Raw genomic sequence first — 14,525 nt, forward strand, 5'->3', positions numbered from 1 at the left:
CGGCCCTCATAGGGGCCGCAATCTTCCAAGATCTCGCCGGGGTGTGGTGCGGGGCGTCCGCCACTGGTCTGTGAGGTCTACAGGAGGTGAATGCCACTGTTGTTCTGTCTTCCCCGGGCCGCTGACCGCGTGGCACGCTACCGGCACATAACAGCCAACTGTGCGACCAGCCAACGTTGACTGACCGCAAGGAGGACAGGCCCATGGGCGAGATGGTGAGCTTCACCGGCAACGGGGGGACGAGCGAGGGGTATCTCGCGATACCCTCCGGCGGTGCGGCGAGCCCGGCGGTCATCGTCATCCAGGACTGGTGGGGTCTCGTACCCCACGTACGGGCCGTGGTCGACCGCTTCGCGGAGGCCGGCTTCGTCGCGCTCGCGCCCGACTTCCGGCACGGCGGACCGGCAGTGAAGCCGACCGAGCCGCGGCTGATGCTCAACAGCTCCCAGATGGACGAGGCGGCGAGCGACATCGCCGCTGCCGCCGAATACCTGGCGAGCCGGCCCGAGGTCGCCGGCAAGGTGGGCTGCGCCGGGTTCTGCGCGGGCGCCAGCCTGGCCCTGTGGTCCGGCACGTTCTCCGAGCGCATCGTGGCCACCGCCGGGTTCTACCCGCGCCTGCCCTGGGAGGGCATGGCCGCCGACTGGGCTGACTACGCCGGGAAGGCAGCCCTCATCCACTGCTCCGAGGCGGATGGCCTGTCCGCCGCCGACGGGGTGCAGAGCGTCCGCCGGTCCATCGAGTCGGCCGGTGGCACCTGCCAGACGTTCGACTACCCGGGCACCGCGCACGCGTTCTTCAACGAGGACCGGCCGGAGCACTTCGACCAGCGGGCCGCCGCCACCGCCTGGGCCCGCACGCTGGAACTGTTCCGGGCGAAGCTTGGCTGAGTCGCGTACCCCGCAGGACGTGGTCGCCCGCGCCGCGCGGGCGGCCGACCTGGCCGACCTCGACGGCGCGGTCAGCGACTGCTTCGCCTGCCCGCGCCTGGTGGCGTGGCGGGAGGAGGTGGCGCGGGTCAAGCGCGCCGCGTTCCGCGACCAGGACTACTGGGGACGGCCGGTGCCCGGCCTCGGCCCGCCGGACGCGCGCATCGCCATTCTCGGTCTGGCGCCGGCCGCGCACGGCGGCAACCGCACCGGCCGGATCTTCACCGGGGACCGGTCCGGTGACGTGCTGTTCGCCGCGTTGCACCGGGCCGGGCTGGCCAACCAGCCGACGAGCGTCTCCGCCGACGACGGCCTGACGCTGCGCGAGACCCGCATCTTCGCGGCCGTGCGGTGCGCGCCGCCGGACAACAAGCCCACCCCGGCCGAGCGGGACACCTGCGCGCCGTGGCTGCACCGCGAGGTCGAACTGATCCGGCCCACGCTGCGCGTCGTGGTCGCGCTGGGTGCCTTCGCGTGGGCCGCGTGGTGGCCGGTGCTCCGTCAGGTGTACGGGCAGCGACCGCCCACGCCGCGACCGGCGTTCGGCCATGGGGCACACTGGTCCGGCGAGTCCGTGCCGGACCTGCTGGGCTGCTACCACGTCAGCCAGCAGAACACGTTCACCGGCCGGCTCACACCGGCGATGCTGGACGACGTGTTCACCCGGGCGAAGGACCTGGCCGGGGTGGACTGAGGAACACCTGAGGCGGTGGGATGGATTTCGGCGTACTGCGCAGGTGGTGGCCGGTCGCCGCGGTGACGGTGCTGCTCGCGCTCGCCGCGTTCGCCGCCGGTCACTCCGCCATCGGGGCCAGCCGGATCCCGCCGGCCGCGGACACCATCCCGTACGTGCCGGAGTACCCGTCGCCCGAGGCGGTGCCGTCGTACCCGGTGGAACCCCGCGACGTGGGTGAGTCCACGTCGGGCGGTGTGCCCGACTGGCTGGCCACCGCCGCCGTGGCGTTGCTGTTCGCGGTGGTGCTGGGCGCCATCGGGTACGTCCTGTGGAACGTGCTCCGGGGCGCGCTGCGGCGGACGACCCGGGCGGTGCCGGTGCGGCGCTCCCGGCGTACCGCCGAGGGGACCGCGCGTGAGGTGGTGGCCGCGCTCGACGCCGGGCTCGTCGAACTGGACGACCGCTCCACCGACCCGCGTACCGCCGTCATCGCGTGCTGGGTACGCCTGGAGGAGGCCGCCGAGGACGCGGGCGTGTCCCGGCACACCGGCGACACCCCGACCGACCTGGTGGCCCGGTTGCTGCGCGGCGACCCGGAGGCCGGCATCCCGGCGATCGCCAGCGCCGACGTGCTCGACGGGTTCGCGCACGTCTACCGGGAGGCCCGGTACGCCACGCACCCGGTCGACGAGCACACGCGGGACCAAGCCCGCGCCGCGCTACGCCGGCTGCGCGGCGAGCTGACCAGCCTGGCGGGGGAGGCGTCGTGAGCACCAGCATCGACGACCTGCTGTCGTTCGGCGAGGAGCCCGCCGGGGAGGACGTACGCCCCTCGGGCGGTGGCCGGGCACGCCTGCTGCTGCGGACCGCCGCGGTCACCGCCGCCGTCGTGGTGGTGGTCGTGGTCGGGCTGCGCGCGGTCGGCCTGAAGGTGCCGATCTGGATCATCGTGGCCGGGGTGCTCGCCGTGCTCGCCGTACGCCGGGTCACCGCCGCGCTGTCGCCCCCGCCGCCGCCCCGCGCCGGCGCCCGGACGCCCGCCGGTGAGGAGCCCGGCACCTGGAACTGGTCCGCCCGGGACGCGCTGCGCACCGCGATCAACGGCTGGGAGCGCCCGCTGGACTGGTCCGCCGACAACCGGGAGCGGTTCACCGAACGCATCCTGCCGCGCCTCGGCGAGCTGGCCGACGAGCGGCTGCGCCAGCGCCACGGCGTCACCCGCGAGTCCGATCCGGCCCGCGCCCGGTCGGTGCTCGGCGAGCCACTGTGGACGTTCCTCACCACCCCCGCCCGCCGCCCTCCGTCGCCGCGCGACCTCGCGGCGATCGTCGCCGAACTGGAGAAGATCTGATGAACGACGTGGACCGGAGCATGGCCCCCGCCGAGGTGGGCCGGCTCGCCCGGGCCGTCCTGGAGGCGGTCGGCACCGTCGTGGTCGGCAAGCGGGACGCGCTGGAGCTGGTGCTGGCCGGCATCCTCGCCGGTGGTCACGTGCTGCTGGAGGACCTGCCCGGCCTGGGCAAGACGCTCACCGCGCGCTGTTTCGCGCAGGCGCTCGGGCTGGACTTCCGGCGGCTCCAGTTCACGCCGGACCTGCTGCCCGCCGACGTGACCGGCTCGTTCCTCTACGACCAGAGCAGCGGCGACTTCGCGTTCCGGGCCGGGCCGGTGTTCACCAACCTGCTGCTCGCCGACGAGATCAACCGGACGCCGCCGAAGACGCAGTCGGCGCTGCTGGAGGCGATGCAGGAGAAGCAGGTGTCGGTGGAGGGCGTGACCTACCGCCTGGACGAGCCGTTCCACGTGCTGGCCACCGCCAACCCCATCGAGTACGAGGGCACGTACCCGCTGCCGGAGGCGCAGCTCGACCGGTTCCTGCTGCGGGTGTCGTTCGGCTACCCCAGCCACGACGAGGAGTGGGACGTGCTGCGCCGCCGGATCGCCCGCCGCCGCGAGGAGGCGGAGATCAAGCCGGTGGTGGACGCCGCGACGCTGCGCGCCATGCAGGCAGCGCTGGAGGACGTGGTGGTCGAGGACTCGGTCGGCCGGTACATCGTGGCGCTCACCGCCGCCACCCGGGAGCACCCGTCGGTGCTCGTCGGCGCGTCCCCGCGCGGCTCGCTGGCCCTGCTGCTGCTGTCCCGGGTCCGGGCGGTGCTCGCCAACCGCGACTACGTGGTGCCGGAGGACGTCAAGGCGGTGGCGGCGCCCGCGCTGGCGCACCGGATCACGCTGCGGCCGGAGATGTGGCTCCGCCGGGTGGATCCGGCGTTCGTGGTCGGCGAGGTGCTGGAGTCCACGCCCGCCCCGGCCAGCGGCGCGCTGCCCAGCTACGCCGCCGGGCGCTGATGGATCGGGCCGAGGCGGCGAGCGGCTGGGCACCCACCTGGGCGCTCGGCCGGGCCGTGCTGCTCACCGGCGTGCTGCTCGTCGCGGCGGTCCTGCTCGGCCGCATCGACCTGGTGGTGCTCGCCACGCCGTTCGCGCTGGGCACCGCGTACGCGCTGCGCCGCCGCCCCGCGGGCCTGCCGGAACTGGAGCTGGGCGTCGGGGACACCCACCTGGTCGAGGGCTCCCCGCTGGCCGCGACCGTCGCGGTGGCCAACCCGGACCTGGTCGGGTACGACCTCGCGGTGGTGCGGACGCGGATGTCGCGCTGGCTGCGCGTGGAGCAGGTCGGCTTCGGCGGCGCCGGGCTGGACGTGAGCCGCTCCGGCGGGGCGGACCGCCCGTTCGTCACCTCCGTACCCCGGGGCAGCGCCGTCGACCTGGAGCTGACCGGCACGGCGCTGCGGTGGGGGCGGCACCCGATCGGACCGGCCGGGGTGCGGGTCGCCGTCGCCGACGGGCTGCTGGTCTCCCGCGCGGTGATCACCGACCCGATCCGGGCCCGGGTCTACCCGCGTACCGAGCCGTTCGACGCGGTCGAGGCGATGCCCCGGGCCGCCGGGCTGGTCGGCGCACACCGGTCGCGGCGGCCGGGGGAGGGCGGCGAGCTGGCCGGGGTACGCGTGTTCGCGCCCGGCGACCGGCTGCGCCGCATCGACTGGCGGGTGTCGCTGCGGGCCCGCCAACTGCACGTGGCGGCGACGCTCTCGGACCGGGACGCCGAGGTGGTGGTGCTGCTGGACGTGCTCGCCGAGGCGGGCCGCTCCGGTGGCGTGAACGGCCCGGCGTCGGTGCTGGACACCACGGTTCGGGCCGCCGCCGCGATCGCCGAGCACTACCTGCACCGCGGCGACCGGGTGTCGATGCTGGAGTACGGCCCGGCCGCGCGCCGGCTGCGTCCGGCCACCGGGCGGCGGCAGTACCTGACCGTGCTGGAGTGGCTGCTCGACGTGCACGCCGAGTCGTCCCCGCACGAGCCGTACGACCAGGTCTTCGGCCCGCAACTGCTCTCCTCGGACGCGCTCGTGGTGGTGCTCACCCCGCTGCTGGACGAGCGGTCCGCGCAGATGCTGGCCCGGCTGGCCCGCGGCGGCCGGTTCGTGGTGGCGGTGGACACGCTGCCGGCCGAACTGCCGGTGCCGAAGGAGCGGGGCTGGGCCGAGGTGGCGTACCGGCTGTGGCGGCTGGACCGGGACACGATGATCGGCCAGCTCCGCGAGCACGGCGTGCCGGTGGTGCGCTGGGCCGGCGCGGGCAGCCTGGACGAGGTGCTCCGCGACGTGGCCCGGCTGGCGACCGCCCCGAAGGCAGGGTTGCGGTGAGCGCGAGGAACGCAGCGAAGCGGAGTCCCGCAGTCGCGAACGAAAGGCCGGCTCAGTGACGGACGCCCTGGTCGAGCGGGTACGGGCGCTGCGGTACGCGGCCGCCCGGGTCAGCCCGCTGCCGCTGCTGGTACGCGGCGGCATCTTCCTCACCGTGCTGGCCGGTTTCCTGCTCGCGTACCCGGTGCAGGCCCTCACCGCGCGCTCGCTGCTGGCCCTGGCGGTGGCCGCGGTGCTGCCGGCGTTCGGTCCGCGCCGGATCTGGCCGACGTTCACCGCGCTGGTGACGGTCGGCGGTTGGCTGCTGGCCACGCTCGGCTTCGACCGGCCGCCGGCGCTGTGGCGGCTGCTCGCCGTGGCGACGCTGCTCTATCTGGCGCACTCGCTCTGCGCGCTCGCCGCGCTGCTGCCCTACGACGGGCTGATCGACCCGGACGTGGTGTTCCGGTGGTTGAGCCGGGCGGGCGGGGTGGTGCTCGCCAGCGCTGTGCTCGGCGTGGTGCTGGCGTGGCTGGGTGGCGTCGGCGGGACGGACGGCTCGCAGGCGGCGACGGTGGTGGGGCTGCTGGTGGCGGTGGGGCTGAGCGCGCTGCTGGGCTGGTTGCTGCGTCGCAAGTGACGCAGCGTTCCGGTGACGTTGCGCAGGTCACATGGGTTGTGCTCCGTCACAGAAGGGGGTCTCGCGCGGGATTACCGGGGGCCGCCGGGGAAAGATAGATGACGTGAACCCGAAGCGGATCCTTGTCGTGGGTGCCGGTCACGTGGGCCTGTACGCCGCTCTGCGCCTGTCCAAGAAGCTGAGCAGGCGTGAGGCCGAGGTCATCGTCGTCGACCCGCAGCCGCACATGACGTACCAGCCGTTCCTCCCGGAGGCATCGGCGGGCAACATCTCCCCGCGGCACGCCGTCGTGCCGCTGCGGCGGGAGTTGCGCAAGTGCACCGTGGTGGCGGGCACCGTCACCCGGATCGACCACGACCGCATGACCGCAGTGGTGCAGCCGATCAGCGGCCCGGCCCGGGAGATCCAGTACGACCACGTGGTGGTCGCGCCCGGCTCGGTCTCCCGCACCCTGCCGATTCCCGGCCTGCACGAGCACGGCATCGGGTTCAAGACCATCGGTGAGGCCATCTACCTGCGCAACCACGTGCTGGACCGGCTCGACGTGGCGGCTTCCACCACCGACCCGGCGGTACGCAGCCGCGCGCTGACGTTCACCTTCGTCGGTGGCGGCTACGCCGGCATCGAGGCGCTCGCCGAGATGGAGGACATGGCCCGCGACGCGCTGCGCTACTACCCGGAGCTGAAGCCGGAGGAGATGCGCTGGGTGCTGGTCGAGGCGACCCAGCGGGTGCTGCCCGAGGTCGACCGGGACATGGGCGCCTACACGGTGCAGCAGCTGATGAAGCGGGACATGGACATCCGCCTGGACACCCGGCTGGAGTCCTGCGTCGACGGTGTGGTGAAGCTCTCCGACGGCGACAGCTTCCCGTCCGACACCATCGTCTGGACCGCCGGTGTGAAGCCGTCGCCGATGCTCGACGCCACGGACTTCCCGCGCGACGAGCGCCGCCGGGTCACCTGCCGGCCCACGCTGCAGATCGTGGACGGCGACCGGGTGGTCGAGGGCGCGTGGAGCGCCGGCGACTGCGCCGCCGTGCCGGACCTGACCAAGGAGCCGGGCAACTTCTGCTCGCCGAGCGCCCAGCACGCGGTGCGGCAGGCGGCGCGGATGGCCGACAACATCGCCAACGTGATCCGCGGGCGCGAGCCGGTCGACTACAAGCACAAGCACGCCGGCAGCGTGGCCAGCCTCGGCCTGCACAAGGGTGTGGCGCAGGTCTACGGCATCAAGATGACCGGCTGGCCGGCCTGGTTCATGCACCGGACGTACCACATGTCGCGGATCCCCTCGTTCAACCGCAAGGTGCGCGTGGTGGTCGACTGGACGCTGGCGTTCTTCCTCAAGCGTGAGGTGGTGGCGCTGGGTCAGCTGCACGACCCGCGTGAGGAGTTCGCCGAGGCGTCCGCCCCGCCGGTCGCCGCGCGCGTCTGACGGATCCGGCGCGGGGACTTTCCGAACGGAAGGTCCCCGCGCCGTTTTCGTGGTTCAGAACCGCCAGGTCCAGGCGTCGGCGAGCCGCGTACCCGGCCGCCCGAACAACTGCTCCAGGGTGCGGCGCAGCATCTCCGCGTGCGGCGCGTCGTCGGTCACCGCGACGCAGGACGCGCGCCAGAACTCGACGTCCCGGGCGGCCTGGCGGCGCTGCCGGTCACCGACCGCCGGCGCCACGCCCCGGCGGGCCACGTCGGCGAGCAGGGCCGAGGTGGGGCGTTGCCAGGTGCCCATGGTGGCCGAGCCGCCCCGCCCGTACGGGCCGATGAAGAAGCCCTCCGGCATGGCGAAGCCGACGCCGGTGGCGGTGGCCCAGCGCATCGGCCAGGGGGTCTGCGGAGTGGCGGTGGGCACCGGCACCAGCACCCCACCGGGGCGTACGCACTGCCGCCAGTGGCCGCCGGTGACGAACTCGGGCAGCGGCGGCCGGTCCATCGTGGGCAGCGGCGTCGGCAGGACGCTGAGCACCGCCGCGCCGACCGCGATCGGGACACCCCGGCGGGCCCGGCCGGACTCGCCGAGCGCCCGGTGCACGGCGAGCGTGAGCACGGTACCGACCAGCGGCAGCACTGCCAGCGCGAAGCGCATCGGCAGCGCGCCGTCCACCACCGGCAGCCCGGCCAGCAGCCGGTACGGGCCGGGGAGCCCGGTCCGTTCGCCGCCGACCACGACCTCGGGGCCGAGCGCGAGCGCGGCCGTCACCAGCGCGCCTGCCACCAGCGCCACCACCAGCGGCCGCCGGCCCAGCCAGGCCGCGCAGCCGACCGCGACCAGCAGCAGCGGCCAGCCGAGGAACGTGGTGAACTCGGCCGGACCGGTGGTCAGCCGGACCGCCTCCGGGCTGCCGAACACGGTCAGCGCGGAGAGGCGGGTCCAGCCGGCCAGGTCGGCGGAGAAGTAGGCGGGCGGGAACATCCCGTCGGCGACGCCCTGCGGACCGGCGAACTGCACCCAGAGCGGGTACGCCAGCACGAGCAGCGCCAGCCCGGCCGCGCCCAGCAGCCCGCGGGCGAAGCCGGGACCGGCCCGGCGCAGCAGTTCCCGGTCGGCCAGCCCGTACGCGAGCGTCATCACCGCCAGCGTGAGCGCGGTGAGGAAGAGCACCTCCTCGCCGACGAACACCTGCACGGTGACGACAGCGGCGAGCCCGGCCGCCGACGACACCATCCGGCGGCGGTCCGGGCCGCCCGGGCGCCCGGCCGGGTCGGCGGCGCGCAGCAGCCGGACGACCAGCCAGACCAGCGCCGGGACCAGCCACTGCGCGGTCATGTGCAGGTGGCCGTTGCTCTGCGAGACCATGCCCGGCCCGAAGCCGCACAGTGACGCGCCCAGCCCGGCCGCGAGCGGACGGGCCCGTAGGACGCGGGTGAACAGCAGGTACCAGGCCAGCGCGGTACCGGCCAGGTTGAGCGCGACCAGCAGCGCGAACGTGACCGGCGCGCCGAACGCCAGCGTGACCGGGGCGAGCGGCACGCCGAGCGCGACGACCGAGGTGTTCGCCATCAGGTTGACCCCGTCCGGCGCGTTCAGGCGGTCGCTGACCAGGCTCAGCTCGCCGCGCAGGGCACGCGCGTCGAGCGCCAGGAACCACTCGTACAGCGTCTGGTCGGCCGGGTTGAGCGCGAGTACCCGCGTGCCCGGCGCCGGCCAGAGGCCGTGGGTGAGCCAGGCGGCGAACGCGGCGAACGCCAGCCCCACGAGCAGGTCGGCGCGGCGCCGCCGGACGGCGGCCGTCATCCGCCGCGTGACCGTCGCCGGGCGGGCCGCCCGGACCTGGTCGGGCCCGGAGGCCGTGCGGGCGGCGCTGGTCACGGCCTCGACCATAACGGCCGCAGCCGTCGGGGTACGCCGGGTCGCGGCCGAGCCGCTACGGTGAGATCTGCACCGCGCGTGTCGGCGCGCCGGTGTCACCCGCCCGGGTGGTGGAACGGCAGACACGGCCGCCTTAAAAGCGGCTGCCGCAAGGCGTGCGGGTTCGACCCCCGCCCCGGGCACACGAACTCTCAGGTTTCCCACAGCTAGCCGTCGCACGCGCGATTGCGGCCACGTCTACCCTGGAGTAGCACGTCTACGTGCGATCGACCCCCTGAGGGAGGCCTGAGAAGTGAAGACCTCGAACCCGGTGCTCGCCCGGCTCGGCCAGGCGGCAGAGCGTGAGCGGGCGGCCGGGTACGCCCAGCCCGGGCCTTACGGTCAGCCCGGATACCCCCAGCAGCAGTACCCGCAGCAGCCCTACGCCCAGCCCTACCCGGGCGGCTACGGCCAGCCGGTGGCACCGCCCACCGTGACCCCGATGACGCTCGACGACGTGGTCGTCAAGACGGTCCTCATGCTCGCCATCCTCGGCGCCTCGGCCGCTGCGGCCTGGGTGCTCGTGCCGGACTCGCTCGTCGGCGTGGCGTGGATCGGCGCCGCGGTGGTCGGCCTGGTGCTGGGTCTGATCATCTCGTTCTCCCGGATGGCCAACCCGGCGCTCGTGGTGGCGTACTCGATCATCGAGGGCGTCTTCGTCGGCATGGTCAGCAAGGCGTTCGAGGCGCGGTACGACGGGATCGTGCTTCAAGCCGTGGTGGCGACCTTCGGCGTCTTCTTCCTCATGGCGATGATCTACAAGGCGCGGATCATCCGGGCTACCCCGAAGTTCGCCCGCATCCTGGTCTCGATCATGGCAGGCCTCTTCGCGGTCATGCTGATCAATTTCGTGTTGTCCCTGGCCGGCGTGAACACTGGCTTGCGGGATGGCAGCAAGTTGGCCATCGGCTTCAGCCTGGTCTGCATCGTGGTGGCGTCGCTGAGCTTCGTGCTCAACTTCGCCGACATCGAGGAGGGGGTCCGGATGGGACTCCCGCAGCGCTACTCGTGGACGGCCGCCTTCGGCATCGTGGTCGGCCTGGTCTGGCTCTACATCGAGATCCTGCGGCTGCTCAGCTACTTCCAGGGCGACGACTGACGTCTCGCTTTCCGCCGACGCCCGCCTGCCGCATCCGCGGCGGCGGGCGTCGCCGTTTTCCCGTCCCTACCGTGCCGACCGGGGCAGAGTGGGACTCGGGTACGTGGGCGGGAGGTGGTCACGGTGCGCAGTGCCAATCCGGTGCTGGACCGGCTGGACGACGTCGGCCGCGCCGAGCGGCAGGTGCTCGGGGTCGGAACCGCCGACGCGATGACGGTGGCCGACGTGGTGAGCCGCACCGTGGGCCTGCTGCTGGTCACCGGCGTCACGGCGGCGCTGTCCTGGGTGCTGGTGCCGCAGGCCGCGTGGATCTCCGCCGCGCTGGCCGGAAGCGCGCTGGCCAGCCTCGCCCTGGTGCTCGTCATCTCGCTGAAGCAGATCACCAGTCCGCCGGTCATCGTCGGGTACGCCGTGTTGCAGGGGCTGCTGCTCGGGGTGGCCAGCCGCGCCTTCGAACTGGTCTACCCGGGCATCGTGGCGCAGGCGGTGGTCGGCACGTTCGGCGTCTTCCTCGGCATGGCGGTGCTCTACCGGGCCCGGCTGGTACGCGCCACGCCGCGCCTGGCCCGCCTGGTCATCGGCACGCTCGTCGGGATCGTGGCGATCGGCCTGGTCAACCTGTTCGCGTACCTGTTCACCGGGCGGCAGGGCGTGGCCGTCTACAGCCTCAGTGACCGGGTGGGCTGGCTGCCGTACGTGTTCTCGGTGGTGGCGATCATCGCCGGGGCGCTCAGCTTCATCCTCGACTTCGACCTGGTCGAGCGGTCGGCCGCGAATCGGCTGCCCCGCCGCTACGCCTGGTACTGCGCGTTCGGGCTGCTCGTCGGGCTGATCTTCCTGTACTGGCAGATCCTGCGCCTGCTCAGCTACGTACGCCGCTGAGCACGCTCCGGCCCGGCGTCGCCGTAGACTCGGCGGCGATGAGCGCAGCGGAACTGGACCGGGCGGTGACCCTGCTGGTCCGACAGGTGGGGCACTGGCAGCAGCCGCGCTGGTCGGCCAAGGCCGAGGGCGGCAACGTGTCCCGGGCCGACCTGGTGCACAAGCTGGTCCAGGAGATCGCCAACCTGGCCGCCGACGCGGCGGGCGAGCCGCGCCGCGAGGTGCCCCGGCTCCCCAGCGACCAGGCGCTCCCAGACCAGCTCCGCGTGGTAACCGCCGACCTGACGCTGGCCGATCCCCCCGCCCCCGTCCTGGCCGAGGCCGCCGAGGCGATAACCCGAACTCGCGCCGCCCTCTGACCCGCCCCCTTCCCTTTCGTCGCGTTGATCATGAAGTTGGCGGCGACAAAACGGACGCGGATCCCCGCTAACTTCATGATCGACCGGGTGGCGGGGGCGGTCAGGGGTTGAGCCAGCGGCGTGCCTTGCGGCGTCGGGCCCGGTCGCGTGCCCGCAGGACGGCGGGGCGGTCGTGGCCGGCGGCCTCCGCCTGCCTCCCGTGCAGCAGGCCGTAGGTGAACGTGTTCTCGCCGTCGGCGTACGCCTGGAGCGCCTGCCGCCGCAGCGTCTCCCGGGTCACCACCGAATCCTGGTGGGCGCCGAGCAGATCCTGGAGCGCCTTGAACCGCTTCACCAGGCGGGCGGCCGGTTTGCCGGCGCTCGACTCACGCACCTCCACCGCGTACCGGGCCGCCTTGTGCTTCTTGCGCGCCTCGTGCAGCGCCGCGTCCCCGGCCCACCCGTCGACAGTGAGCGCCCGGTCCAGCCGTTCGTCAGCGCGGCGTACCGCCTTGCGGATCCGCCGGTCCACCCAGCGCCGGCCGACGTCGGCGGGTGCGCCGTCGACCAGCCGATCCAGGCGGGCCAGCAGCTCGGGGTAGCGGCCGGAGTCCAACGCGGACCGCAGCGCCGCCGTCGTCCCGGCCAGGTCGGCCGCGAACCGCTCGCCGATCCGCGCGGCCACCGGGCCGAGCACCAGCTCGTCCGGCAGCTCGTGCACCGCCTCGGTGAGCCGGGCCGCCATCACCTGGGTGTCGCGGACCCGGCCCAGCTCGCCGCCGAGCCAGCGCAGCTCGGCCCGGACCGCCTCGCTCTCCCGGTGGTCCCACAACCCCCGGAAGGTACGCAGCGTCGCCCGCAACCGGCGGGCCGCGACGCGCATGTCGTGGACCGCGCCCTCGTCACCCTGGTACGCGGCCGCGTGGTTGCCGACGATCGCGTCCCGCTGCGCCCTGGCGTACGTGAGGACCGGCCCCGCCGGGCCGTCCGGTTCCCGGTCGTCGAAGCGCTCGATCCGGCCCGCGACGGCCCGGTGCGACTTGCTGACCGCCACCTCCCGGGCACCTGCCGCGCGCAGCCGCTCGCCCAGCGCGTCGAGCAGCGCCTCGTCGCCGTCGACCAGCTCGATCTCGATCTCGTGCCAGGTCCGCGCGGCGCCGTCCACCAGATCCTCGGACCGGACGTCGTCCTCGGCCACCTCGGCCAGCACCCGGCCGTCCGCGTCCAGCAGCCGCCGTTCCCGGCGGCGGTTGACCACCCGGGCGGCCGGAGCGACGGTACGGCCCCGCGACGCGCCCCGGATCAGCGCGACCATCTCGGCCGGCGGGCCGTCGTCGGACGCCCCGGCCGGGAACTGGTGCTCGACCCGCGCGCCGCCGACCGCGCCCACCTTGAGATGCCAGCCCGCGTCGTGCCCCCCGGTACGCCGACGCAGCGCGTGCCCGCTGCGCAGCAGGAGCAGGTCGTCGGTGTCCCAGTAGACGGCGTCCAGATCCGAGACGGTGGCGTCGGACATGGTCACGACGCCACCGCACCCGGTCAGGTCGGGCAGCTGGAAACCCTCGTCGCCGGAGTACTTGCGCTCACGTTCCACGACGGTCGCCATACGGCCTCCCGTACCCGGCCCGCGCGCCGGCGAACCGGTTTCAGCTCAGTCGCTCCAGCACCATCGCCATGCCCTGGCCGCCGCCGACGCACATGGTCTCCAGACCGATGGTCTTGTCGTGCCACTCCAGCGCGTTGAGCAGCGTGCCGGTGATCCGGGCGCCGGTCATGCCGAACGGGTGGCCGACGGCGATCGCGCCACCGGCGACGTTCAGCTTCTCCTCCGGGATGCCGAGCTGCCGGTATGAGGGGATCACCTGCGCGGCGAACGCCTCGTTGATCTCGACCAGGTCGACGTCGTCGATGGTCATGCCGGCCCGCTTCAGCGCCTGCTTCGACGCCTCGACCGGGCCCAGGCCCATGATCTCGGGAGAGAGCGCGCTGACGCCGGTGGAGACGATCCGGGCCAGCGGGGTGAGACCCAGCTCGGACGCCCGCTCGGCGCTCATGATCACTACTGCGGCGGCGCCGTCGTTGAGCGGGCAGCAGTTGCCGGCGGTGATCCGGCCGTCCGGGCGGAACACCGGCTTCAGACCGGCCACGGCCTCCAGGGTCACCCCGGCACGCGGGCCGTCGTCGCTGCTGACAACTGTGCCGTCCGGCGTGGTGACCGGGGTGATCTCGCGGGCCCAGAAGCCGTCCGCGATCGCCTTCTCCGCGAGGTTCTGGCTGCGGACGCCGAACGCGTCCATGTCCTCGCGGGTCACGTCGTACACCTGGGCCAGGTTCTCCGCGGTCTGGCCCATGGCGAGGTAGATGTCGGGGAGCTGCCCGGCCTCGCGCGGGTCGGCCCACACCTCGGCGCCGCCCTGGGCGCGGGCCGCGGAACGCTCCCGGGCCTCGGCGAAGCGGGGGTTCTCCCAGCCGCCGCCGACCAGCGCCTGCGCCTCCGGCGGCAGCGTGTCCGAGTTGCCCCGGGCGTACCGGGAGACCATCTCCACACCGGCGGAGATGAACACGTCGCCCTCACCGGCCCGGATCGCGTGCATCGCCATCCGCGTGGTCTGGAGCGAGGACGCGCAGTAGCGGGTCAGCGTGGCGCCCGGCAGGCCGTCCAGGCCCATCAGCGTGGCGACCACCCGGGCCATGTTGAAGCCCTGCTCGCCGCCGGGCAGGCCGCACCCGAGGTAGAGATCGTCGATGGTGGTGGGATCGAGCGCCGGAACCTTGTCGAGGGCGGCCTGGACGATGGTGGCGGCGAGGTCGTCCGGGCGGACCTCGCGGAGGGAACCCTTGAACGCGCGGCCGATGGGGGACCGGGCGGTGGCGACGATGACGGCGTCGCGGGGCGACTCAATCGGCATGAGCCAACGTTAACGCG

The 14,525-nt window shown here is 73.7% G+C and carries 14 protein-coding genes and 1 tRNA gene; 12 read left to right on the plus strand and 3 right to left on the minus strand.

Annotated elements, in window-relative coordinates; genetic code table 11:
• The first annotated feature begins 203 nt into the window (after positions 1–203).
• The 8 genes from HA073_RS22690 (at position 204) to HA073_RS22725 (ending at position 7,369) form a co-directional block, all read left to right on the plus strand.
• Positions 204–890, plus strand: a complete 687-nt coding sequence (locus HA073_RS22690) for a dienelactone hydrolase family protein (RefSeq protein WP_166457232.1) — start codon at positions 204–206, stop codon at positions 888–890.
• A gap of 19 nt (positions 891–909) precedes the next feature.
• A complete protein-coding gene (locus HA073_RS22695) occupies positions 910–1,623 on the plus strand; it encodes a uracil-DNA glycosylase (protein ID WP_064447684.1) in 714 nt (237 codons plus the stop codon).
• Positions 1,624–1,643: 20 nt separating this feature from the next.
• Positions 1,644–2,375, plus strand: a complete 732-nt coding sequence (locus tag HA073_RS22700) for a DUF4129 domain-containing protein (RefSeq protein ID WP_104114262.1) — start codon at positions 1,644–1,646, stop codon at positions 2,373–2,375.
• Positions 2,372–2,956, plus strand: a complete 585-nt coding sequence (locus HA073_RS22705; protein ID WP_043326557.1) for a hypothetical protein — start codon at positions 2,372–2,374, stop codon at positions 2,954–2,956. The genes HA073_RS22700 and HA073_RS22705 overlap by 4 nt, the downstream gene beginning before the upstream one ends.
• Positions 2,956–3,954 (plus strand): MoxR family ATPase, encoded by a 999-nt coding sequence (locus HA073_RS22710; RefSeq protein ID WP_043326556.1) that lies wholly within the window; start codon positions 2,956–2,958, stop codon positions 3,952–3,954. The genes HA073_RS22705 and HA073_RS22710 overlap by 1 nt, the downstream gene beginning before the upstream one ends.
• Positions 3,954–5,315 carry a DUF58 domain-containing protein gene (locus HA073_RS22715; RefSeq protein WP_166457233.1) on the plus strand — a complete coding sequence of 454 codons (1,362 nt, stop codon included), beginning with the start codon at positions 3,954–3,956 and terminating at the stop codon, positions 5,313–5,315. The genes HA073_RS22710 and HA073_RS22715 overlap by 1 nt, the downstream gene beginning before the upstream one ends.
• Positions 5,316–5,370: 55 nt before the next feature.
• The gene (locus HA073_RS22720; protein ID WP_104114266.1) at positions 5,371–5,934 is read left to right on the plus strand and encodes a hypothetical protein; all 564 of its coding nucleotides are present in this window, start codon (positions 5,371–5,373) and stop codon (positions 5,932–5,934) included.
• A 103-nt stretch (positions 5,935–6,037) separates the two neighbouring features.
• Positions 6,038–7,369, plus strand: coding sequence for an NAD(P)/FAD-dependent oxidoreductase (locus HA073_RS22725; protein WP_043326553.1), 1,332 nt, complete (start codon positions 6,038–6,040; stop codon positions 7,367–7,369).
• 54 nt (positions 7,370–7,423) lie between these two features.
• Here HA073_RS22725 and HA073_RS22730 read toward each other — a convergent pair whose 3' ends face one another.
• Positions 7,424–9,241 carry a hypothetical protein gene (locus tag HA073_RS22730; protein WP_281605146.1) on the minus strand — a complete coding sequence of 606 codons (1,818 nt, stop codon included), beginning with the start codon at positions 9,239–9,241 and terminating at the stop codon, positions 7,424–7,426.
• Between the two features lie 101 nt (positions 9,242–9,342).
• Between HA073_RS22730 and HA073_RS22735 the strand changes: the two genes are divergently transcribed.
• From HA073_RS22735 to HA073_RS22750, 4 genes are all read left to right on the plus strand, one after another.
• Positions 9,343–9,423, plus strand: a tRNA-Leu gene (locus HA073_RS22735).
• Between the two features lie 110 nt (positions 9,424–9,533).
• Positions 9,534–10,379 carry a Bax inhibitor-1/YccA family protein gene (locus tag HA073_RS22740; protein ID WP_043326550.1) on the plus strand — a complete coding sequence of 282 codons (846 nt, stop codon included), beginning with the start codon at positions 9,534–9,536 and terminating at the stop codon, positions 10,377–10,379.
• 123 nt (positions 10,380–10,502) lie between these two features.
• Positions 10,503–11,261 carry a Bax inhibitor-1/YccA family protein gene (locus HA073_RS22745; protein ID WP_030501314.1) on the plus strand — a complete coding sequence of 253 codons (759 nt, stop codon included), beginning with the start codon at positions 10,503–10,505 and terminating at the stop codon, positions 11,259–11,261.
• A 38-nt stretch (positions 11,262–11,299) separates the two neighbouring features.
• Positions 11,300–11,620, plus strand: a complete 321-nt coding sequence (locus tag HA073_RS22750; RefSeq protein WP_069087424.1) for a hypothetical protein — start codon at positions 11,300–11,302, stop codon at positions 11,618–11,620.
• A gap of 100 nt (positions 11,621–11,720) precedes the next feature.
• Here HA073_RS22750 and HA073_RS22755 read toward each other — a convergent pair whose 3' ends face one another.
• Positions 11,721–13,205: a CYTH and CHAD domain-containing protein gene (locus HA073_RS22755; protein ID WP_166457235.1), complete on the minus strand. Its 1,485-nt coding sequence runs from the start codon at positions 13,203–13,205 to the stop codon at positions 11,721–11,723.
• A gap of 40 nt (positions 13,206–13,245) precedes the next feature.
• On the minus strand, positions 13,246–14,508 hold the full coding sequence (locus HA073_RS22760; protein ID WP_113972009.1) for an acetyl-CoA C-acetyltransferase: 1,263 nt from the start codon (positions 14,506–14,508) through the stop codon (positions 13,246–13,248).
• Positions 14,509–14,525 lie beyond the last annotated feature (17 nt).

It is taken from the genome of Micromonospora sp. CMU55-4, from assembly GCF_011602315.1.
Lineage (GTDB): Bacteria > Actinomycetota > Actinomycetes > Mycobacteriales > Micromonosporaceae > Micromonospora > Micromonospora chalcea.